The organism is Kribbella italica (genome assembly GCF_014205135.1).
Taxonomy (GTDB): domain Bacteria; phylum Actinomycetota; class Actinomycetes; order Propionibacteriales; family Kribbellaceae; genus Kribbella; species Kribbella italica.
Genome location: NZ_JACHMY010000001.1, coordinates 2,611,991 through 2,633,404, shown reverse-complemented (window position 1 = coordinate 2,633,404; position 21,414 = coordinate 2,611,991). Strand labels below are relative to the sequence as shown.

Below are 21,414 nucleotides of genomic sequence, written 5' to 3'. Positions count from 1 at the left end.
AGCTCCCCATGCGCGTCGCCCTCGTCCCGCTGGACGAACGACCGGTCAACACCTCACTTCCTGCCGCGGTCGCCGCGATCGCCGGCGTCGAGGTGCTGCTGCCGCCTCGACCGATGCTGCCGACCAAGCGACAGCCCGGTGATGCCGACGCTGTCGCCGACTGGGTGAACCAGCTCGGCGAGGACGCGGAGCTCGACGCGGTGGTCGTGTCCACGGACATGCTCTGCTACGGAGGCCTGATCGCCTCGCGGACGTCGGACGACACCGTGGTCGCGGTGGCACGACGCCTGGACCACGGCTTGCGCGCCCTGCGGCGACGCCGCCCGGACCTGCCCATCGCCGCGGTGACCCTGGTGATGCGCGCGACGGACTCGTACAGCCCGGAGGAAGAACCGGAGTACTGGAGTGAGTACGGCCGGGAGTTGCACGCACTCGGCGCCGAGCTGCACCGTGCCTTCGAGGGAGACCCATTCGTTGCCGAGGACGCGAAGGTCATCCCGGCCGAGGTGCGTGCCGACTTCTTGACGCGCCGGCTGCGCAACCACGTGGTCAATCTCGAGGTGCTCGGGCTCGCCGCCGCCGGTGTGGTCGATCCGTTGCTGATCACGGCGGACGACACCGCGGTCCACGCGGCCGGTTCGCTGGAGCAGATCTGGTTGCGCCAGTGGACCGCGGCGCTGCAGCCATCGGCCGACGTGCTCATGTACCCGGGCGCGGACGAGGTCGGAGCTGTTCTCGTCGCTCGGTCACTGACCTCTCGCAACGCCGAGCCGGTGAAGGTGGCGATCGCTTGCGCGGAAGGCGACGAAGGTCTTGAGCGCGTCGCGCCGTACGAGAACAACCCGGTCCTGACCACGGTGACACGGCAGATCGAAGCGGCCGGTGGTGTGATCGTCACCGAGGCACCCGACTTCGTCGTCGTGGTCCACGCGCCCCGTCCGGGCGACGGCGACTGGGTACGAGGTGCTCCGGAACCGGCGCGAGAGGGTGCCGCGGCCGCGACGGCGGACCTGGTCGGCCGGGAGCTGGCGGCCGGCCACAGGGTCGTGCTCGCCGACGTGTGCTACCCGAACGGCGCCGATCCGCGGCTCGTCGATCACCTGGTCGCGCGCCGGCTGCTGCTGGAACTGACGGCGTACGCCGGGTGGAACACGGCCGGCAACACGATCGGCACCGTGGTCGCGGCGGGCGTCGCGACCGTGCTCGGCCACCGGTGGGGGAGCTTCGATCCGGTCGCCGCCCGGGCGTTCCTGCTGCACCGCCTGGTCGAGGACTACGGCTACCAGGCGGTCGCCCGGACCGAGCTGGTCCGCGACCTGCCGCTGCGCAACGACCGGCCCTTCATCGCGCCTGAGCGAGAAGCCGGCTACATCGGCGACGCCACCGCGAGGCTCCGGCAGTGCCTGGCCGAGCTCAGCCCGGCCGATGCCGAACGGTTCGTACTCGAGGACGTCAGCCTCCCGTGGCACCGCAGTTTCGAGATCGACTTCGTCATCCGTTCGACGTCCTGACCAACCGTCCTCCGTGGAAGGAACCACTGCCATGCGCTCCCGATCTCTTCTGCTGCCCGCCGCCGGGCTGGCGGTCGCCGTCCTGGCGGCGAGCTGCGTCGGCGCGGTCGACACCGGCAAGTCGTCGTCCGGTACCAACACGATCACCGTCTGGAACGGCTACAGCGGACGCGAGCTCGACGTGTTCAAGTCGGTCGTGAAGGACTTCGAGGCCGCCAACCCCGGCGTGAGCGTCACCGTCGTCGGCCAGCAGAACAACGACAAACTGGTCCAGGGCCTCCGGGGCGGCAGCGCGCCGGACGTCCAGTGGGCCGCGTCGAACGACTACGTCGGCCTGTTCTGCTCCAGCGGCGGCTGGATCGACCTGACCGACCGGATCGCGAAGGACGGCCTGGACACGGGCCAGTTCACCCCGGCGTCGTGGCAGGCAACCCAGTACGACGGGAAGCGCTGCGCGCTGCCGGCGCTCGGCGACGTCTACGGCCTGTACTACAACAAGAAGCTCTTCGCGCAGGCCGGACTGAAGACGCCGCCGAAGACTTTCCAGCAGCTCACCGAGTACGCCCGGAAGCTGACCAAGCGCAGCCCGGACGGCAAGCTCGAGGTCGCGGGCTACCTGCCGCTGACGAACTTCTACGCGAACCGGGTCCAGTTCTACGCGCCGTTCTTCGGCGCGGAATGGTTCGATGCCGACGGCAAGCCGGCCACCGCGGCCTCACCGGGCTGGAAGGCGTACCTGGGCTGGCAACGTGACCTGGTCGGCTCCTATGGGTACGAGCAGGCGAAGGCCTTCACTGCCGCCGCCGGGCAGCCGTACTCGGCCGCGAACGCCTTCCAGCAGGGCAAACTGGCGATGATGATCGACGGCGAGTACCGCACCGCCTTCATCAAGCAGTTCACCCCGGACCTGGACTTCGGCACCGCGCCGATGCCGGTCACGGAGCAGAAGGCCGCCGACTACGGGATGGGCTACGTCGTCAACCACATCGCCGGCGTGACCAAGGCTAGCAAGAATCCCGACCTCGCCTGGAAGCTGGTGAAGTACCTGGCCACCGACGAGCAGGCGCAGGTGAAGCTCGGCAACGGACTGGTCAACGTACCGACCTGGAAACCCGCCCTGGCCTCGAAGGATCTCGTCGCCGACCCGGCCTTCAAGTCGTTCGTCGCGATGCAGGTCCACCCTGCCAGCCAGACCAATCCGACCACGGCGGCGGGCGCGGGCTACATCGACCCGATGAGCTCGTTCCTGGAGCAGTGGGAGTCCGGGCGGTCGGCGGACCCGGCGGCCGGACTGGCCAAGGTCGACGAGCAGATCACCGGTCTGCTCGGACAGCGCTAGGAGCGGATCGGTGTCGGTCGTCACCCAGAACCGTCCTCCCGCCGTCGCATCGCCGTCCCCGAAGTCACGGTCGCGAGGCCGGCGGCAGCGCAACACCTTCGTCGCCGTACTGATGGCGCCGAGCGCGATCGGGTTCGTGGTGTTCTTCGGGTACCCGCTGGTGCAGACGGTGTACCTCTCGTTCACCCACTACAACCTCATCTCGGCGCCGACGTGGGCCGGACTGGACAACTTCCGCTACATGCTGGTGGACGCACAGTTCTGGCCGGCGGTCCGCAACACGCTGTGGATGCTGGCCATTCTGGTGCCGTTGCACGTCGGGTTGTCGATGCTGATCGCGGTGCTGATCATGGGGGTCAAGCGCGGCCGGACGGCGTTGCGGGTCGTGTTCTACTTCCCGAGCCTGGTGCCGCCGGTCGCGGCCGGCCTGGCGTTCGTCTACCTGCTCAACCCGGGCACCGGGCCGGTCAACAAGGTGCTCGCCGCCGTCGGTGTACCGGCACCGCAGTGGTTCGAATCGCCCACCTGGTCGAAGCCGGCGCTGATCCTGCTGTCGCTGTGGGGCGTGGGCACGTTCGTCGTGATCTTCTACACGTCGTTGCTGGACGTGCCCCTCGAGCAGTACGAAGCGGCCTCGATCGACGGAGCCGGTGCGGCGCGGCGGTTCTGGCACATCACGCTGCCCACCCTGCGTCCGGTGATCCTGTTCGCGAGCATCACCGGCGTGATCGACGTCCTGCAGTACTTCGCGCAGCCGTACGTCGTCGCGCAAGTGCTGTCCGGAGGGACGGCGACGACGGCGGGAACGCTCGGCTACCCGCAGGACTCGACGATGTTCTACTCGGTGCTGCTGTACAAGCAGGGGTTCCAGAACTTCAACCTCGGCTACGCGTCGGCACTGGCCAGCCTGCTGTTCGTTGTCTCGATCGCAGTGGCGGCCCTTTTCGTCCGCCGCGCCCGGACCTGGTTCTGAGGTTTCCTGATGACCACCTTTGCCCCTACGGTTCAGCATCGGCTGCTGTCCGACCGGACCTTGCGTCGCCGCCGCCTCCTGGGCTGGATCGCCCATCGATCCGTCCTGCTGGCGCTGGTCGCCATGTTCGTCACCCCGCTGGTCTTCGCCGTGCTCACCGCGGTGATGACCGACCAGCAGGCGCTCACGTCGCGCCTGCTGCCGAATCCCGTGGCCCTGGGCAACTTCGGACGAGTGTTCGAGTCGATCCCGCTGATCGGTTACACGGTCAACACCCTGCAGTACGCCGTACTGTCGACCCTCGGTGTCGTGGTCTCGTCGGTCCCGGCGGCCTATGCGCTGGCCCGGTTCCAGTGGCGCGGCCAGCGGCTGGCCATGGTTCTGGTGCTGGCGATGATGATGCTGCCGCTGCAGATCACGGTCGTCCCGCTGTACGTGATGTACGGGCAGCTCGGTTGGCTGGGGGCCTTGGCGCCGCTGATCGTGCCGTCCTTCTTCGGGCACGCGTTCTCGATCTTCCTGCTCCGCCAGTTCCTCGTCTCGATCCCGCAGGACTACGCCGAGGCGGCCCGCATCGACGGCGCGAGCGAGTGGCGCATCATGACCCGGGTGATCCTGCCCATGGCCAAGCCGGCGGTGGCAGCGGTGGCGTTGTTCCACTTCATGTACTGCTGGAACGACCTGTTCGGGCCGCTGCTCTACACCAGCGAGAACGAGTCGTTCTGGACCCTGTCGATGGGGCTGGCTGCCTTCAAGACGTCGTTCGGTGTGCAGTGGAACCTGACCTTGGCGGCCACCCTGCTCTTCATGGCGCCGGTGCTGCTGCTGTTCCTGGCCGCTCAACGGGTGTTCGTCGAAGGCGTCAGCCTGACCGGGGTCAAGGGATGACCGCACGGCAAGTCGTCGGTGTCGACATCGGCGGGACCAAGATCGCCGCGGCGACGGTCACCGCGGGTGGAGAGCCAGGTCCCTTGCTCGTCACAGCGACGCCGGCCGCCGCCGGTGGTGAGGCCGTTCTCGACGCCGTCGCCGCGCTGGTTCGCCAGGCGTCTCCCGGCACGGACCTCGACGGGGTAGGAGTGGGCACCGGCGGCGTCGTCGACCACACCACCGGTGTGGTCCTGTCGGCGACCGACCTGATCCGGAACTGGGCCGGCTGTGAGGTCGCGGCCGGGCTCGGGCGTCGGCTCTCGCTTCCCGTTGCCGGTGACAACGACGGCAACACGACCGCGCTCGGTGAGAGGTGGTACGGCGCCGGCCGCGGCCTCGACGACGTCCTGTACGTCGCGGTCGGCACCGGGATCGGTGGGGCGCTCACCATTGGGGGCACCCTGATCCGCGGTACCCACCACACCGCTGGTGAACTGGGGCACCTCCCGGTCGCCGACGGGACTGGGGTGATCTGCAGCTGCGGCGAACTGGATCACCTGGAGACCGTCGCATCCGGGCCTGCTATCGCCGCGGCGTACGGCTCGTCGGCCGACCTGCGGGAGATCGCGGCGTGGGCAGATACGGGCGACGGCCGCGCCGCTGCCGTCATCGATGCCGGAGCGAGGTCGCTCGGCCGCGGCCTGGCCGGTCTGGCCAACGTGATCGACCCGCAGGCCGTCGTACTGAACGGTGGTGTGGCGGCGCTCGGCGAGTCCTATCGGAAGAGGGTCGAAGAGTCGATGCGAAGCCATTGCCTGCCCGGACCGGCCGAGGGCGTACAGGTGCGGCTGGGTCAGCTGGGCCAGTACGCCGCGGTGCTCGGAGCGGCGTCCCTGCTGCTCGATCCAGAGACCGCAACGATCGGAGCGCGATGACGGACGGGCAGCTGCAGCAGATCAGGGGTGGTCTGATCGTGTCGTGCCAAGCACGGGGGGACGATCCGCTACGCAACCCCGCCATCATCGCGGCCCTGTCGATGAGCGCCGTCCAGGGTGGAGCCGTGGGGCTGCGGCTGGAGGGCCTGGACGACATCCGGGTCGTTCGATCCAAGGTCGACGTCCCCGTTGTCGGCCTGTGGAAGGTGGATCTCGACAGCGACGTCTACATCACGCCGACGGTGTGGCATGCGCGGCAAGTGGCCGAAACCGGCGCGTCGATCGTCGCTGTCGACGGTACGGCGCGGCCGCGGCCGGACGGCGAACCGCTGGTCCGCAGCATCGAGGCGATCCATGCCGCCGGCGCGCTGGCGATGGCGGACGTGTCCACCCTCGAGGAAGGTGAGGCTGCCGAAGCGCTTGGCGCCGACGTCGTGTCGACCACGTTGTCCGGCTACACCCCGGACAGCCCGCAGCGTGACGAGCCCGACCTCGCCTTGGTCGCGGCGCTGACAGAACACCTCAGCGTCCCGGTCATCGCCGAAGGTCGCTACCGGACTCCGGCGCAAGCAGCACAGGCGATCGAGGCCCGGGCCTGGGCCGTCGTCGTCGGGACAGCGATCACCGCGCCCGGCTGGATCACCCGGCAGTTCACGCGAGAACTGGACGGTGTGGCGAAGGCGGCGGCACCGAATCCGAGACCACAGCAGGCGGGGCGAAAGTGTGCCGCCGGACCATCGCGGTGAGGTCGTCGGCCCGGCAGCATCGTTGCGAGGTGTTGTGAATCAACCGTGGAGGTTCGCATGCTCGGCTTTCGTTCCCTTGGGCGGCTGGTGATCCGCCGCGATCGTCGAGCAGCAGTGAAGCGGTGGGGGGCTGCTGTCGTGGCCCTCGCCGTCTCGGTGTGCGGGCTCGTCCCGGCGTACGGCGGCGGCCGCGCCGATGGCGTCGCGGAGGTCACCGGGTTCGGGAGCAATCCGGGCAATCTGCGGATGTTCCGCTACGTCCCACCAGGCGTCGGACCTGGTCGCCCGCTGGTGGTGGCGTTGCACGGATGTACTCAATCAGCAGCGGCCTTCGACGACGAGCCGGGCTGGATCGAGCTGGCGCGGCGGCTGCAGTTCGTGCTGGTGCTGCCGCAGCAGCAGTCCGCGAACAACTTCAGCTTCTGTTTCAACTGGTTCCAGACGGCGGACAGCACCCGAGGTGCCGGGGAGCCGTTGTCGATCAAGCAGATGGTGGACCGCGCTCGCACCGACGCCGGGTCCGATCCGGCAAAGGTCTTCGTCACCGGGTTGTCGGCGGGCGGAGCCATGGCCGCGATCATGGCGGCGACGTACCCCGACGTCTTCGCCGGCGCGGCGGTCGTCGCCGGGCTGCCGTACCGGTGCGCCACGACCCTCGTACAGGCCTACGGCTGCCAGAACCCGGGAACCGACCTGAGCCCGCGCCAGTGGGGCGACAAGGTCCGGGCCGCGTCGCAACATCGCGGACCGTGGCCGACCCTGTCGGTCTGGCACGGCACCGCGGACACGACCGTTGCCTATCGCAACTTGACCGAGCTCGCCGAGCAGTGGACCGACGTGCACGGCGCCGATCAGACCGCGGACGGCGTCGGCACGGTCAACGGCTACCCGCACCACACCTACCGCGACCAGAGCGGCCGCGCGGTCGTCGAGACCTGGTCGATCACCGACATGCGCCACGGCCAACCCATCGATCCCGGTGCCGGTCCGGACAACTGCGGGCAGCCCGCGCCGTACATCCTGGACGTCGACGTCTGCGCCGCCGGCCACATCGCCACCTTCTGGGGGCTGTCTTCGGAGCACTGATGGTTAACAGGCGCGAAGTTAACCAGCAGAGTTCATTGACCCCGTACGGCGGCAGGTTAATGCTTTCACCATGGCTTCCCGGAGCAGTCGAGTCACACTCCGCGACGTCGCCGAGGCCGCCGGCGTCTCGGTGGCGACGTGTTCCTACGTGCTGAGCGGCCGTGCGGACCGGATCAAGCCATTGCCGGAGGCAACCAGACGGCGGGTCGAGCAGTGCGCGCGGCGGTTGGGGTACGAGGGAAACACGGCGGCCAGGAGCCTGCGCAGGCAGCGGTCCGAACTGATCGCGCTGATCTACGCGCCGCCGGTCGGGCCGTGGCTGGACCGGCTGACGATGCAGTGCGAAGACCTGGCGGCCGACCGGCGCTACTCGGTCATCGGCGTACCGATCCGAAGTCTCGATCGGGCGGCTCAGTCGTTGCGGGTCGTCACGCGCGGCCACGTCGACGGCGCGATCTTCACACCCGACCTGGCCGATCACCTCGATCTCACCGCGGCCCGTCGATCGACCCGGGCGTTGATGGTGTTCAGCGAACACCTCACGGCGCCCGGGATCGATGTCATCCGCAACAACGTCGAGCAGTCGGTGGCCGAGGCGACGACGTACCTGATCGCGGCCGGCCGGCGCAGGATCGCCTTCCTGGCGCACGCGGGCATGGCGAGCCCGCTGTCGAGCGACCGTTACCTGGGGTACGCCGGAGCGCTCGAACGCGCCGGGATCGCGGTCGATCCGCGGCTGGTGCGGGCCGGGGCCGAGGCGCGCGAGGACGCGGTTCTCGTCGTACGGGATCTGCTCGACCTGCCCGAACCTCCTGACGCGCTGGTCTCGGAATCGGATCGCGGCGCCTTCGCCGCCCTGCAGGCCGCGTCGGACCGAGGGGTGAAGGTGCCGGACGACCTCGCCGTGATCGGCACCGGGAACACGAAGGAAGCCGGCTACTCCTCGCCGCCGCTGACCAGTGTCGGCATGTACGAGCTGGACTTCACCGAGATCGTCGAGGCGTTGTTCGCGCGGATCGACGACCCGACGCTCCCGGCGCGCGAACTCAGCATGCCGTGGACCCTGAACCGCCGCCTGTCGGCCTGACTCCGCGCCGTACCGCTCCACTCCGTCACTACGGAAGGTTTCTCATGCCCGTACTCACCTCGTTGGACCGTCGGTCGTTCCTGCGCCTCGGCCTCGGAGTCACTGTCCTGGGTGCCGTCGGGACCGGGTGTTCACCGGCGACCCCGTCGTCCTCGAAGCAGGAGGCCGGCACCTTCACGATCTACTGGAACGCTGGTCACGGGTACCAGGCGTACAAGGAAGTGATCGACCAGTTCGGCAAGGACCACGACCTGACGATCAACTGGCAGAAGTTCCAGTGGCCCGACCTGACCACGAAGCTGACGGCCGACTTCCGCTCGGGCAACGTGCCCGACCTGGTCGAGGAGATCTCGGCCGGGACGGGTACGCAGTACGGGCTGGCGGGCAACGTGCTGGCGCTCGACGAGTTCGCGGCGGCGGACAAGGCGTTCGGGTTCCCGGGAGACTTCATCGACGCGGCCGTCACCGCCCGCCAGTACGAGGGCAAGACCTACTCGATCCCGCTGCACCTCACCGCGAACGGGCTGGTCTTCTACAACAAGGCGTTGCTGTCGGCCGCTGGGTTCAGCAAGCCGCCGACGACGTGGGACGAGTTCCTCGAGATCGCCAAGGCCACCAGCAAGGACAAGGTCAGCGGAACGGCACTGAACTCCGATCCGGCGTACAGCGCGCCGTTCTACCAGCAGCAACGCGTCGCCTTCAGTGATGTCGCCGCCAAGCAGTTCATGTCGCCGCCGGACTCGGCGCGGAGCGCACTGCAGTACATGCAGGACCTGGTGTTCGCCAGCAAGGTCTCGCCGGCGCCGGTTGCGACCACGGACTACTCCGGTCCCCAGAAACTGTTCTCGGCGAAACGAGCGGCGATGTTCGTCTCCGGGCCGTGGGACCTGGCACCGGTCCGGCAGGGGAGTCCGGACATCGACCTCGGTCTGGCCGCTCCACTGACCGGCTCCGTGCAGGCGGCCGCGATGGCCGGTGCCGGTCTGATGATCCCGGCGAAGGCCAAGGACCCGAAGCTGTCGTGGGAACTGCTGACCAAGCTCGCCGCGGTCAAGACCGAACTGGCCGCGACCAAGGAGGCCGGGATGTCGATGCCGCGGAAGAGCTGGGCCGCCGACCCGGCGGTGGCCGGCGACGCGAACCTGGCGATCATCGCGAAGGCGCTGGCCGTGGTCACCCCACAGGACGCCGGCCTGCCCGCCAGCGGCAAGGCCGCCCAGATCAACGAGCTGTACAAGAAGGCCTACCAGCAGATCATCATCCAGCAGGCGCCCGTCGAGGCAACGCTGGCCGACTTCCGCAAACAGGCCGGGGCAGCACTGTGAACCGTCGCCGGCAGGCCGTCACGGCGTGGCTGTTCCTGAGCCCCGCGGTGCTGTTCTTCGCCCTGCTGTTCTTCCTGCCGATCGGGAACCAACTCCTGGCCGGCCTGTACGACGCGGACGGCGCGCGCTTCGTCGGCCTCGGCAACTTCACCCGGGCCCTCGGCGATCCCGAGGTCGTGCACTCGTTCCTGATCACCCTCCTGTACGCCGCGGGCACGCTCGTCGCCGGCACCGTCGTCGGACTCCTGCTGGCGGTGATCCTGAACCAGGCGATCCCCGGCCGGACCTTGTTCCGTTCGGTACTGCTGATCCCGTACCTGACGTCGGTGTCGATCATCGGCCTGCTGTGGCGCAACATCCTCGATCCGCAGGTCGGCATCCTGAACCGCGTGCTCGACCAGCTCGGCCTCCCCGGTCAGACCTGGCTGAGCACCCACCCGCTGGCCACGATCGTCGGCATCACCGTCTGGTCCGGCGCGGGCTACACGATGGTGCTGTTCCTCGCCGGTCTGCAGGGCATTCCCGGCCTGTACTACGAAGCCGCGCGGATCGACGGCGCCGGGCCGTGGCGGCGGTTCTTCGCGATCACGCTCCCGCTGCTGACCCCGACCACGCTGTTCGTCACGATCATCGGCCTGATCGGCACGCTGCAGCAGTTCGCCCTGCCGTACATCGTCACCGGGGGAGGACCGGGCAACGCGACGTCGCTCTACGCGCACCGGCTGTTCCTGGTCGCGTTCAACGACAACGACTTCGGGTACGCGTCGGCGTTGTCGGTGCTGCTGCTGATCGTCGTACTGGTGCTGTCGCTGGTGCAGCTGAAGATCGGAGACCGTGCAGATGCCACCCAGTAGCTCGCTCACCCGCGAACGGCTGTTCCCCGGCGACCGGACGGCGGCGTACGTGCTCCTGGTGCTGCTCGCCCTCGTCACCGTCATCCCGCTGCTCTACATGATCGTGCTGGCGCTGCAGAGCGACGCCGAGGTGCTCTCCGGCGATCCGGTGCTGTGGCCGGCCGCGCCGCAGTGGGACAACTTCAGCCGGCTGTTCGACGCGGCGCCGTTCGGCCGGTTCTTCCTCAACAGCTTCGTGATGGCCGGCGCGATCACGATCTCCCACCTGGTCTTCGACCCGCTGGTCGGCTACGTCTTCGCCAAGATGGACTTCCCCGGCCAGCGGATCGCCTTCGTCGCGGTGCTGTCGACGCTGATGGTGCCGTTCTTCGTCCGGATGCTGCCGATCTACGCGATCTTCTCCAACCTGGGCTGGATCGACTCCTACCAGGGCCTGATCGTGCCGTTCCTGATGGATGCCTACGGCATCTTCTTGATGCGGCAGTTCATCCGGCCGCTGCCGAACGAACTGATCGAGGCGGCCCGGGTCGACGGCGCCTCGGAGATCGGCATCTACCTGCGCGTCATCCTGCCGCAGCTCAAACCCGCGCTGGCCGTGCTCGGCCTGTTCACCTTCGTCTTCCAGTGGAACGAGTTCCTCTGGCCGCTGATCGCCACCAGCCGGACCGAGATGCGCACGCTGCCGATCGGCCTGACGCTGTTCAACCAGGAGTACTTCACCCAATGGAACCTGACCGCCGCCGGCGCCCTGATCCTGTTCCTGCCGACCGCGCTGTTCTTCGTGATCACGCAGAAGTTCCTCGTCGAGGGCATCACCTTGTCGGGCCTCAAATGACCTCGACCACCCCAGGAGTCGCCCGATGACCGACCGCCCCAACGTGATCGTCTTCTTCACCGACCAGCAGCGCTGGGACACCGTCGGCGCGGCCGGGAACCCGCTCGGCCTGACGCCCAACCTCGACCTGATGGCGCGCCGCGGCGCGATGTTCGAGACCGCCTGCACCACCAACCCGGTCTGTGCTCCGGCCCGCTCCGCACTGCAGACCGGGATGTACCCGACGAACACCGGCGTGCACCGCAACAGCGTCGCGCTGCCGGCCGATGCGCCGACGCTGGGCCGCTTGTTCGGTGAGGCCGGGTACCAGACCGGCTACATCGGCAAGTGGCATCTGGCGAGCCAGGATCCGGTGCCGCGCGATGAGCAGGGCGGTTACGATTTCTGGCTGGGTGCGAACCTGCTGGAGTTCACCTCCGACGCGTACCGGACGATCGTGTACGACGCGGACGGCGAACCGGTGTTCCTGCCCGGCTACCGCCCCGACGCGCTGACCGACGCGGCGATCCGGTTCGTCAGCCGGGCATCGACCGAGGACCGGCCGTTCATGCTGTTCCTGTCGCTGATCGAGCCGCACCACCAGAACGAGCACGACAACTACCCGGCACCCGAGGTCTACCAGGACACCTACACGGGCGCCTGGTTGCCGCCGGATCTCGCTGCCCTTCCCGGGACGGCGCACCAACACGCGGCTGGTTACTACGGGCAGGTCAAACGCGTCGACGAGTGCCTCGGCCGGCTCCGCGACGCGTTGATCAGCCTCGGTCTGACCGACGACACCTTGCTCGTCTACACCTCGGACCACGGCTCGCACTTCAAGACCCGCAACAGCGAGTACAAGCGATCACCCCACGACGGTTCGGTCCGGGTCCCTCTGGTCGTCGAAGGGCCCGGGTACGCCGGCGGACGCCGCGTCGGTACGCCGGTCAGCACGATCGACGTCGTACCGACGGTGCTGGACGCGGCTGGGATCCCGTTGCCCGGCCACCTCGACGGCGCGCCGCTCGATCGGCTGTTCGCCGCACCGACGGACGCGGCGGACGGCGTACTGATCCAGGTCAGTGAGACCGAGGTCGGACGCGCGCTGCGGACCGAGCGGTGGAAGTACCACGTCCTCGCTCCGGACGTCGTGGACCAACCGGCCGCGGACACCTACCGGGAGCAGGCGCTGTACGACCTGGTGGCCGATCCGTACGAGCTCGACAACCTGATCGACAGCGAAGGACACCAGGAGATCGCGGCCGGCCTGCGGGCCCAGCTGATCCGGAGAATCGCCGAGGTCGAGCACCGCCCGGCAACGATCGAGCCGCACCCCGACGTCCGGGACCGCAACCGCTTCCCCGACACCACCGTCCACCACCGCAAGCTGGAAGGCCGGCTCTTGGAGTGACCGCAGGACGGCTGTACCGGCCGGACGACCGCCGCGATGGTCAGTCCGGATCCGGTGCGCCTCCTGATCCGCGCGAGGAGGTCGCGTCGAGCTGCGGCGTACCGGCCGGACTGTCGTCGTGCGCGTGACCCGCTTCCAGTTCCTGGCGGGTCGGTTTCGGTACGACGTCCGCGAAGTAGAAGCGGGCGATCGCGGCGCGGACGCGGTCGCGGCGGCGCCGGGGTGCGGGGACTCCGTTGCCGTCGGTCGCCGGGCCGACCTCGAAGGGTGGTCGTTGTTCGTGGGCGGTGAGGGTGTAGCTCTCGTACGGCGAGATCGGCGTGTGCTTCTCGGCGTACCGGCCGTCGGGCGACCGGGTGATGACGCCGCTCTCGAGGCCGTGCAGGACGCGTTCGCGGTCGGCGCGCTGCAGGGAGAGCGCGATCCGGCGGGTGATCCAGAACGCGATCACCGGACCGGCGAAGATCAGGACGCGGCAGACCCAGGTGATGGTGTTGATGGACAGGTGGAAGTGGGTGGCGATCAGGTCGTTGCCGCTGTTCAGCCACAGCACGCCGTAGAAGGTGATGATGCCGGCGCCGATACCGGTCCGGGTCGGCACGTTGCGCGGCCGGTCGAGCAGGTGGTGCTCGCGTTGGTCACCGGTGATCCACTGCTCGATGAAGGGGTAGAGGGCAACGAACCCGATGAACAGCGGCGGCATCAGCAGCGCCGGTACGACGACGTTCCAGCTGATCGTGACGCCCCAGAACTCCGACTCGATACCGGGCATCAGGCGGACGGCGCCGTCGAGCCAGGCCATGTACCAGTCGGGTTGCGAGCCGGCGGTGACCTCGGCGGGGTTGTAGGGGCCGTAGAGCCAGACCGGGTTGATCTGCAGGAGTGCGCCCATGACCGCGAGCACGCCGAAGACGACGAAGAAGAAGCCTCCGGCCTTGGCGGCGTACACGGGCAGCAGGGGATAGCCGACCACGTTCTTCTCGGTCCGGCCGGGCCCGGGGAACTGGGTGTGTTTGTGGTAGACGACCAGCATCAGGTGCACGGTGATCAGGGCCAGCAGGATCCCTGGGATCAGGAGCACGTGCACGGTGTAGAACCTGGAGACGAACTCGTCGCCGGGGAACTCGCCGCCGAAGATGAAGAAACTCAGCCAGGTCCCGATCACGGGGGAGGCGAGGACCAGGCCTTCGGTGATCCGCAGGCCGGTGCCGGACAGCAGGTCGTCGGGGAGGCCGTACCCGATGAAGCCCTCGACGACACCGAGGAACAGCATCACGACGCCGATCAGCCAGTTGATCTCGCGGGGCTTGCGGAACGCGCCGGTGAAGAAGATGCGCAACAGGTGGACGCTCATCGCGGCAACGAACAGGACCGCGGCCCAGTGGTGGATCTGACGCATCAGCAGACCACCGCGGATGTCGAAGGAGATCCGCAGCGTCGACTCGTACGCCTCCGACATCGGCAGGCCCTTGAGCAGGCTGTACGAACCCTGGTACTCGACCTCGGCCATCGACGGCCGGAACCACAGGCTCAGGAACACCCCGGTGAGGATCAGGATGATGAAGCTGTAGAGCGCGATCTCGCCGAGCATGAACGACCAGTGGTCGGGGAAGACCTTGCGCAGGTTCTTCTTGCCCAGCTTGGCGATGCCGACCCGGTCGTCGAGCCAGCGCACCGCGCCGGGTAGTTCTTGCTGAGCCATGATCAACCTCGTCCTGTCGGCCGAGCCGTCCGTCGTCCGCGTCGAGAACTTATGCAAAAGTGATGCATCGTCTCGTGGCTACTGTAGGACCGATTCCGGGGTCGAGGCGTCGTTGCACAACTTTGGGCCGATCTCAGGGTCGCTGCGCGTCAGCCGTTCAGCGGCCTGCTCCAGACCGATCAGCGTTCTGGCCGCCCGCGGCCAGCCGGGGCCGGCTGCCTCGACCGTGAATCCTTGCCCAGTCAGCTGGGAGCGGAGTGCGGCTTGGCCGGCTTGCCTCCGCATCGACCACAGCACCACGACCCTGGGGCTGGTTCTGGACGCTGCCGCCACGATCGCCGGCGCGCCCGCGTCGGGTCCCAGGGTGAGGACCGGGTGGGATTGCTCCAGAAGAACCGCCCGGAGTACTGCGAGCGGCAACGTGTGGCGATCCTGTGGGCAGGACACCAGCAGGATCGGATGCTGTCCGTCGTGCCGGGGCCGGCGACCGCTCAAGTACCGTCCCAGCGCGTCCTCGAACGACCGGGCCAGCACGAGTTCCACGTCGGTGCAGTCCTGCAGGCGTTCGAAGCGATCTTCCAGCGTGCGCAACGCCGGTGCGACGAGCTCGGTCCAGGTGCGGCTCACACCGAGCCGCATGAGTGATCCGTCGAGCAGAAGATCGAGCGCGGTGATGCGCAGCGCGTCGGCTTCGCGCAGGAGCGCCGCCAGTTCGATCGAGCCCGAGGTCTCGTCGATCGCCTCCGGCGGACCGTCCGCCGCGCTCAGCCGAGCGGCGTCGCCAGGCGGTGCGCCCTGCTGGATCAACAGTTGCATCCGGCGTAGCCGGGCGATGTCGGTCTGGGTGTAGCGCCGATGCAACCCGCGACTGCGGTGCGCAGGCTCCATCTGGTAGCGACGCTCCCAGCTCCGGATCGTCACCGCCGGGATCCCCAGGGCAGCCGCTACCTGACCGACAGGCCACACCGGCTCCGGTGTGGCCTGGTCTGCGGCGGCAGCTGGGTCAGGCACCTGTCTACGATGACACGCTGCATCGGTTTCGGCGCATTCCGAACGCAGGCGACTCCTACAGCTGTACGGCCTGCCTTTCGTGCTCTGGGCCCTTGGTCGAGTCGGTTTCGGTGGGGTGTCCTTGGGGTCTGCTGGGCCACCAGAACCTGTCGCCGAGGAGGAAAGCCAGAGCAGGGACGACCACGGTCCGGACCAGCAAGGTGTCGAGCAGTACGCCGATGCAGACGATGATTCCGATCTGCGTCAGGGTGATCAGCGGCAGGACGCCCAGTACGGCGAAGACGGCGGCAAGCAGCAGGCCCGCGCTGGTGATGACTCCGCCGGTCACGCGCAGCGCGGTGGCCATGCCTTGCCGGGTGCCGTCGGTGCGGGCTTCCTCCCGCGCGCGGGTGCTGAGGAAGATGTTGTAGTCGACGCCGAGGGCGACCAGGAAGAGGAACGACAGCAGGATGACCGACCCGTCGAGCGCCGGGAAGTTCAGCAGGTGGTCGAACACCAGCCAGCTCGCGCCGAAGCTGGCGAAGAAGGACACGACCACGGTCAGCAACAGGAGGATCGGCGCGAGGACGGACCGCAGTACGGCGACCAGCACCGCGCCGACCAGGAGCAGGATCAGCGGCATGATGAGCAGCCGGTCACGCTGGTCGGCTTCCTGGACGTCGAGGCTTTCGGCCGGCCCGCCACCGACCAGGACCTGGTCGCTGACCTGGTCGAGTTGACTGCGAAGGTTCCGGACCACGGAGATCGAGGCCTCGGTGCCGGGCTCGGACGACAAGATCACGTCGTACTCGGCCAGCTGGCCGTTTCGATCGCCGGGCCGGACCTCGGCAACTCCGTCGATCTGCCGGATGGTCCGGGCCATCGCGTCCGCGTCGCCGACCGGGCCGATCACCGTGATCGGCTCGGTGGCGCCGGCCGGGAAGGCTTCGGCGAGGATCTTGGCGCCGCTGACCGCCTCGGGCTCGACCCGGAACTGGTCGTTCTGGGCCAGGCCGGTGCGGACGCCGAAGGTCCCGGCGGCCATACCGGCCAGCAGGAGGCCGGCCACCGTAAGGACGATCGCGGGCCGTCGAGCCACCAGAACGCCGAGCCGTCCCCAGACCTTGCCCTCGGTCGCCGGATCGCCGACCCGGGGAACGAACGGCCAGAAGATCCCGCGGCCGAACAGCACCAGCGCCGCGGGCAGCACGATCAGGCTCGAGACGATCGCCAGGACGATGCCGATGATGCAGCCGATGGCGATCCCCTGCAGCGTCTCGGTGCTGGCCAGCAGTAGTAGGGCCAGCGCACAGACGACCGTTCCGCCACTGGCCAGGATCGGCTCGGCCACTCGCCGTACGGCGATCCGCATCGCTTCCAAGGGGCGCTCTTCGGCCCGCAAGACCTCCCGGTAGCGCGCGATCAGCAGCAGCGCGTAGTCGGTCGCCGCGCCGAAGACCAGCACGCTGACGATCCCGGAGACCTGTCCGCCGCCCGGGATGCCGAGCCGGGAGAGTAGCTGCTCCGAGAGACCGGTGGTGACCTGCTCGGTGAGAGCGACCACGACCAAGGGGATCAGAACCAGCCCTGGACTGCGATAGGTGAGGAGCAGCAGCAAGGCCACAACGCAGGCCGTCACCAGGATGAGTCGGGTGTCCGCACCGTCGAAGACTCTGGTCAGGTCCGTGGTGAAGGCCGCCGGGCCGGTCACCGAGGCCTGCAAGCCGTCGGGCAGGCTCTTGAAATCGTCACGGAGCTTGTCCACAGTCTCGGACAGCTGCTCGTCATCGCCGCCGGGCAACGGCAGGACCGCGAGCCCGACCTTCCGGTCCTCGGAGAGCTGCACCGGTACTTTGACGCCGACCGCGGCGGACGCTTCGCGGGAGGCGGCCTGGTCCGCCGCGGTCAGCACGCCCTGGTCCGGCCGGCTGAAGACGATCAGGGCCGAGGACTGGTCGGCGCCTGGAAGTTGCTCGCGCAATTGCTGGGCCTGCGCCGATTCGGCGGCCGAGGTGGACAGACCGGTCGCCGATCTGGGCTCGGCCTCCTCCGCGGCGGGACTCAGGAGGGTTAGCGTAGCCAGCGCCAGGCCGCCCAGCACCAACAGGGCGGCGACGCGTCGGGATCGCAGGAAGAAGCCTGAACCTGGCACGGGAACTCCTCGGCAGCTGCTAAAGACTCGATAAACGAGTATCTTGGCAATCAAGACATTAGGAGATGGAGTGACTGAAGGCAAGCCGGGTGCTCAGGCCGCCGGTGGACGGGACGAACTCGTCGGTCTGGTCCAGACGCTCGTGGCCGAGGGCCAGCGGATCGGCCACGTCTTCGCTCAGCGCCACGGGATCCACGGCACCGATGTCGAGGCCCTGATCCGGATCCTGGTCGCGCCCGCCGAGACGCCGATGACCGCGGGCGCCCTGGCCGCCGAGCTCGGCCTGACGACCGGGACCGTCACCACCTTGCTGGACCGCCTCGAACGCGACGGTCATGTCCGCCGGGAGCGCGACCCCACCGACCGTCGCCGGGTCATCGTCCGGTACGCCGAGCCGGGGCTGGAGCTCGCCGGGCAGTTCTTCACCCCACTGGGACGCCACCACCGGGCGGCCACCGCGGCGTTCACCCCGGAAGACCTGGACGTCGTGAAGCGTTACCTCGCGGCCACCATCGCGTCGTACCGGGCCTATCGGGAAGAGCTCGACGGCGAGATGCGGCATCGTCCCCGGCCGGCCTCAGCCGGGAAGCGTCCCCCGGATGATGCTGGCGCGTGAGTGTTCGGGATTGCCGTCGTTCGGCTCCAGTGAGATGTCGACGATCCGATAGCCCTGCTGGGTCAGGTCCTGCGGGATCGTGAAGGTCCCTCCGGTCTGCGGATTGAGTACGCCGAGCGACACCATTCGCTTGCCGTCTTCATTGATCATCCAGACCTCGTAGAAGCCCTGACCGGCGCCCAGCCCCGAAGCTTCGACCTTGAGGCGGTCGCCGGTGTTCTCCCGGATCAAGTCGGCGTTGCCGTCGCCGGACTGGCCGGCGAGTGGCGTCAGCCTGATCATGGTCTCGGCCACTGGGGCTTTGGTGTCGTCACGGGTTGCCAGCAGCGTGCCGGCAACCCCGGCGCCGGCTCCCAGGACGGCAGCGACCGTCGCGGCGACAGCCAAGGCCCTCCACCGAAAGCGCCGGACCTCGGGATGCCTCGCGGGCGACGGGTTCGTGCGCTCGGGCGAAGCCGGACGGAGCGCAGTCGGTTCCTGCCGTCCGTCCTCGCGAAGGTCGGTGCCAGGAACCGGTCCGGTCTCCAGGCCCAGCTCGGCGTTGATCTGACCCCACAGCTCGCTCGGCGGCTGCTCGAGCCGAGGCAGCCGCTTGCTGAGCCGGGCGATCTCCTGCAGCTCCGCGTAGCTCTCGCGGCACCGGGCGCAGAGCTGGAGATGAGTGGCGGCGGCGGTGTCCGGTGTCTGGTCGTCGAGGACCCACTGGGCGAGCTGCTCGTCCTCAAGATGCGTCGTCACCCTTCACCTCCTTCAGTCGGTCGCGCAGTTGCAGCAGGCCCCGCCGTACGTGACTCTTGACGGTGCCGAGCGGCAGGGCCAGTTGGTCGGCGATCTGCGGATATGCCTGGTCTTCGTAGAAGGCGAGCCAAAGGATGGTTCGTCGTGGGTCATCGATCTTGGCCAGTTCGTCGGCGAGCAGGACCCGATCCACCGTGTCCTGATCGACCTTGTCCGCCGCGGCCTCGCTGTTCACGAGCGCCGCGGCGGCTTCGGTGTTGCGGTGGTCGCGACTTCGGGCGGACAGCCGGTCGGCGATCCGGTGCCGCGTGATTCCGGTCAACCAGGCGCCGAACTGGCCGGTCGCGGGATCGAACGTCGCGCGGCTCCGCCAGGCCGAGACGAAGACCTGCTGGGTGATGTCCTCGGCGTCGGTGCGGTTGCCGAGCGCCTTGAACGCAAGGGTGAACACCAGGGCCGACCATTGCCGGTAGGCATCGGCGAGACTCTCCTCGCGACCCTCCGCGAAGGCCTTCGCGATATCACTCGGCGAAGGTGAACCCGCGGCACTTGTGCTCACGGCCGGAACTCTAGCGAACTCCGTGGGCGAGTGCCGTCCGTTCGAGCGAAAGGTCACCGGGACCGCCTGTGCACTGGGTTCACTGTTGCCCTGACTCCTGCCAACGGGGGCTCGATCTGTTGCGTTCAGACTGGTACGGCGGTGACGACCAGGTTGTCGCGGTAACCACCTCCGTCGCGGTCGTAGGGCCCACCGCAGGTGACGATCCGCAGCCGGGGTTCGCTGCCGCGGTCGAAGACCTGGCCGAGGGCCAGTGCGGTCTTGCGGACATCCTCCACCTTCTCCACCCGGTAGGTCGCGACGGAGTCGTTGCTCGACCGGACCGTGACCGAGTCGCCGGGCTCGAGTTCGCTCAGCCGGACGAGCGGTCCCTTGCCGTACTCCTTGCTGTCGAGATGGCCCCCGAGGACCACCGAGCCGCGCTGGTCGCCGGGTGCGGGACCGAACCGGTACCAGCCGATGGTGTTCGGGTTCGGGGGGAGCTCCATCTGCCCGTCCTTCGCGACGCCCACGGCGAGTACCGGGATGTCGAGATCGGCCGAGCCGATCTGCAGGCGGTTGGGTTGAGGACCCTCGGCGAGCGTCGGCAGGTCGGCTGCCCTGGTGCGAATGCCCGAGGGAGTCCGGGGAGCGGACGGGGTCGCGGACCGGGTGGGGCTGGGGGGTGATTCGCCCACGGCCGGTCCGGAGGACTCCGCCCGCTCGTCCGGGGCGGCTGCGGAGCCTGACTCGGAGGCTCCGCAGCCGGCCAGGAGGGAAGCGGCCAGTGCGGCCATCGCGAGGATGGCCGCACCACGAACGCGAATCACGACCGCGCACGCCCCCGAACTGCCGCCGTACCGGTCGCGAGGACACCGAGCGCAACCAGTCCGAGCGCACCCATCAGCCACACCGGGACACCGCTCTCGGCGGCCTGACCACCGGTACCGCCCGGGATGCCGCTCGGGTTGCCGTGCAGCCCGGAGATGGTCTGGACGGCGAGCTTCAGGTTCTTGCCGGACGCGCTGCCCCAGGCGTACACGATCGTGTTCGTGCCTTCCTTGAGGTTCAGGTCGGCGGGGCCGATCGCGACGGTCGACGTACCGGCGAGCGTGACGTCGGCCTTGACCGTGCCGGCCGGCAGATCGGCCTTCGCCTCCTTGGGGTTCGTCAGCCCCTTGAAGACCGGCTCGCCACCGGCGCGGACGTCGACGGCGGGTGCCGCGGCGTCGTGCCGAACGGTCACCCGCGCCTTCCCGGCGCCGAGCTTCGACGTGTCGTTCACGTACGGCGTGAGGACCGGCTTGCCGGCCGCGCTCAGGTGGGCGACGACGGTGATGTTGGCGCCACCGGGGACCTCGACGTTGTTCGCCTGGATGACGGCCGCGCCGCCCGCACCGGCACCGGCCGCGGTCACCTTGAGGTCGTAGGTGCCTTCGGGCAGTTTGACCGGGTCGGTGAGCGTACCGGGCTTGAAGTCCGTCAGCAGCGCCTTGCCGTTGGCATAGACGTCGACGGTCGGACCGGGCACCGCGTGCAGCACCGACACCGTGGCGTTGGCGGTCGGCTTGGCCTGCGCGCTCCCGGCGGCGGCCACAGGGACCCCGGCCGCCAGCAGGCTGGTGGCGACCAGAGCAGTGACTCGACGGATTGACATGGAACCCTCCTACGGAATGGGTGTTCTTGTACCTCTCTTCCGGTCGAACCCCCACAACGGATGCGCCGAA

The 21,414-nt window shown here is 68.6% G+C and carries 20 protein-coding genes; 13 read left to right on the top strand and 7 right to left on the bottom strand.

Annotation, left to right across the window (positions count from 1 at the left end; genetic code table 11):
- Positions 1-8: 8 nt before the first annotated feature.
- The 12 genes from HDA39_RS12265 to HDA39_RS12210 all read left to right on the top strand — a co-directional run bounded on the left by HDA39_RS12265 (position 9) and on the right by HDA39_RS12210 (position 12,951).
- Positions 9-1,511, top strand: a complete 1,503-nt coding sequence (locus HDA39_RS12265; RefSeq protein ID WP_184795348.1) for a DUF4127 family protein — start codon at positions 9-11, stop codon at positions 1,509-1,511.
- A 31-nt stretch (positions 1,512-1,542) separates the two neighbouring features.
- Positions 1,543-2,850 (top strand): ABC transporter substrate-binding protein, encoded by a 1,308-nt coding sequence (locus tag HDA39_RS12260; protein ID WP_184795347.1) that lies wholly within the window; start codon positions 1,543-1,545, stop codon positions 2,848-2,850.
- 10 nt (positions 2,851-2,860) lie between these two features.
- The gene (locus tag HDA39_RS12255) at positions 2,861-3,823 is read left to right on the top strand and encodes a carbohydrate ABC transporter permease (protein WP_337925721.1); all 963 of its coding nucleotides are present in this window, start codon (positions 2,861-2,863) and stop codon (positions 3,821-3,823) included.
- A gap of 9 nt (positions 3,824-3,832) precedes the next feature.
- Entirely contained in the window at positions 3,833-4,711 is an 879-nt protein-coding gene (locus HDA39_RS12250; RefSeq protein WP_184795346.1) for a carbohydrate ABC transporter permease, read from the top strand.
- On the top strand, positions 4,708-5,628 hold the full coding sequence (locus tag HDA39_RS12245; RefSeq protein ID WP_184795345.1) for an ROK family protein: 921 nt from the start codon (positions 4,708-4,710) through the stop codon (positions 5,626-5,628). The genes HDA39_RS12250 and HDA39_RS12245 overlap by 4 nt, the downstream gene beginning before the upstream one ends.
- Positions 5,625-6,374 (top strand): N-acetylmannosamine-6-phosphate 2-epimerase, encoded by a 750-nt coding sequence (locus HDA39_RS12240; RefSeq protein ID WP_184795344.1) that lies wholly within the window; start codon positions 5,625-5,627, stop codon positions 6,372-6,374. Before HDA39_RS12245 ends, HDA39_RS12240 begins: the two co-directional genes overlap by 4 nt.
- A gap of 57 nt (positions 6,375-6,431) precedes the next feature.
- Positions 6,432-7,460 carry an extracellular catalytic domain type 1 short-chain-length polyhydroxyalkanoate depolymerase gene (locus HDA39_RS12235; protein WP_184795343.1) on the top strand — a complete coding sequence of 343 codons (1,029 nt, stop codon included), beginning with the start codon at positions 6,432-6,434 and terminating at the stop codon, positions 7,458-7,460.
- A 70-nt stretch (positions 7,461-7,530) separates the two neighbouring features.
- A complete protein-coding gene (locus HDA39_RS12230; protein WP_184795342.1) occupies positions 7,531-8,547 on the top strand; it encodes a LacI family DNA-binding transcriptional regulator in 1,017 nt (338 codons plus the stop codon).
- A gap of 44 nt (positions 8,548-8,591) precedes the next feature.
- Complete coding sequence (locus HDA39_RS12225; RefSeq protein WP_184795341.1) at positions 8,592-9,872, top strand: sugar ABC transporter substrate-binding protein; 1,281 nt, start codon at positions 8,592-8,594, stop codon at positions 9,870-9,872.
- Complete coding sequence (locus HDA39_RS12220) at positions 9,869-10,726, top strand: ABC transporter permease subunit (RefSeq protein WP_184795340.1); 858 nt, start codon at positions 9,869-9,871, stop codon at positions 10,724-10,726. Before HDA39_RS12225 ends, HDA39_RS12220 begins: the two co-directional genes overlap by 4 nt.
- Positions 10,713-11,561: a carbohydrate ABC transporter permease gene (locus HDA39_RS12215; RefSeq protein ID WP_184795339.1), complete on the top strand. Its 849-nt coding sequence runs from the start codon at positions 10,713-10,715 to the stop codon at positions 11,559-11,561. Before HDA39_RS12220 ends, HDA39_RS12215 begins: the two co-directional genes overlap by 14 nt.
- A 25-nt stretch (positions 11,562-11,586) precedes the next feature.
- Positions 11,587-12,951 (top strand): sulfatase-like hydrolase/transferase, encoded by a 1,365-nt coding sequence (locus HDA39_RS12210; protein ID WP_184795338.1) that lies wholly within the window; start codon positions 11,587-11,589, stop codon positions 12,949-12,951.
- A gap of 40 nt (positions 12,952-12,991) precedes the next feature.
- Here HDA39_RS12210 and qcrB read toward each other — a convergent pair whose 3' ends face one another.
- The 3 genes from qcrB to HDA39_RS12195 form a co-directional block, all read right to left on the bottom strand.
- A complete protein-coding gene (qcrB, locus tag HDA39_RS12205; RefSeq protein ID WP_184795337.1) occupies positions 12,992-14,653 on the bottom strand; it encodes a cytochrome bc1 complex cytochrome b subunit in 1,662 nt (553 codons plus the stop codon).
- A gap of 78 nt (positions 14,654-14,731) precedes the next feature.
- Positions 14,732-15,619: a MerR family transcriptional regulator gene (locus HDA39_RS12200; RefSeq protein ID WP_337925720.1), complete on the bottom strand. Its 888-nt coding sequence runs from the start codon at positions 15,617-15,619 to the stop codon at positions 14,732-14,734.
- A 100-nt stretch (positions 15,620-15,719) separates the two neighbouring features.
- Entirely contained in the window at positions 15,720-17,795 is a 2,076-nt protein-coding gene (locus HDA39_RS12195) for an MMPL family transporter (protein ID WP_184795335.1), read from the bottom strand.
- A gap of 70 nt (positions 17,796-17,865) precedes the next feature.
- On the opposite strand from HDA39_RS12195, the gene HDA39_RS12190 reads away from it, so the two are divergent.
- A complete protein-coding gene (locus HDA39_RS12190; protein WP_184795334.1) occupies positions 17,866-18,411 on the top strand; it encodes a MarR family transcriptional regulator in 546 nt (181 codons plus the stop codon).
- Here the strand turns inward: HDA39_RS12190 and HDA39_RS12185 are convergent.
- The 4 genes from HDA39_RS12185 to HDA39_RS12170 form a co-directional block, all read right to left on the bottom strand.
- A complete protein-coding gene (locus HDA39_RS12185; RefSeq protein ID WP_184795333.1) occupies positions 18,373-19,149 on the bottom strand; it encodes an anti-sigma factor domain-containing protein in 777 nt (258 codons plus the stop codon). The genes HDA39_RS12190 and HDA39_RS12185 overlap by 39 nt on opposite strands.
- Complete coding sequence (locus HDA39_RS12180) at positions 19,133-19,765, bottom strand: RNA polymerase sigma factor (protein WP_337925719.1); 633 nt, start codon at positions 19,763-19,765, stop codon at positions 19,133-19,135. The genes HDA39_RS12185 and HDA39_RS12180 overlap by 17 nt, the downstream gene beginning before the upstream one ends.
- 68 nt (positions 19,766-19,833) lie before the next feature.
- Complete coding sequence (locus HDA39_RS12175) at positions 19,834-20,517, bottom strand: sortase domain-containing protein (RefSeq protein WP_184795332.1); 684 nt, start codon at positions 20,515-20,517, stop codon at positions 19,834-19,836.
- Complete coding sequence (locus tag HDA39_RS12170) at positions 20,514-21,344, bottom strand: DUF4397 domain-containing protein (protein ID WP_184795331.1); 831 nt, start codon at positions 21,342-21,344, stop codon at positions 20,514-20,516. The genes HDA39_RS12175 and HDA39_RS12170 overlap by 4 nt, the downstream gene beginning before the upstream one ends.
- Positions 21,345-21,414: the final 70 nt, after the last annotated feature.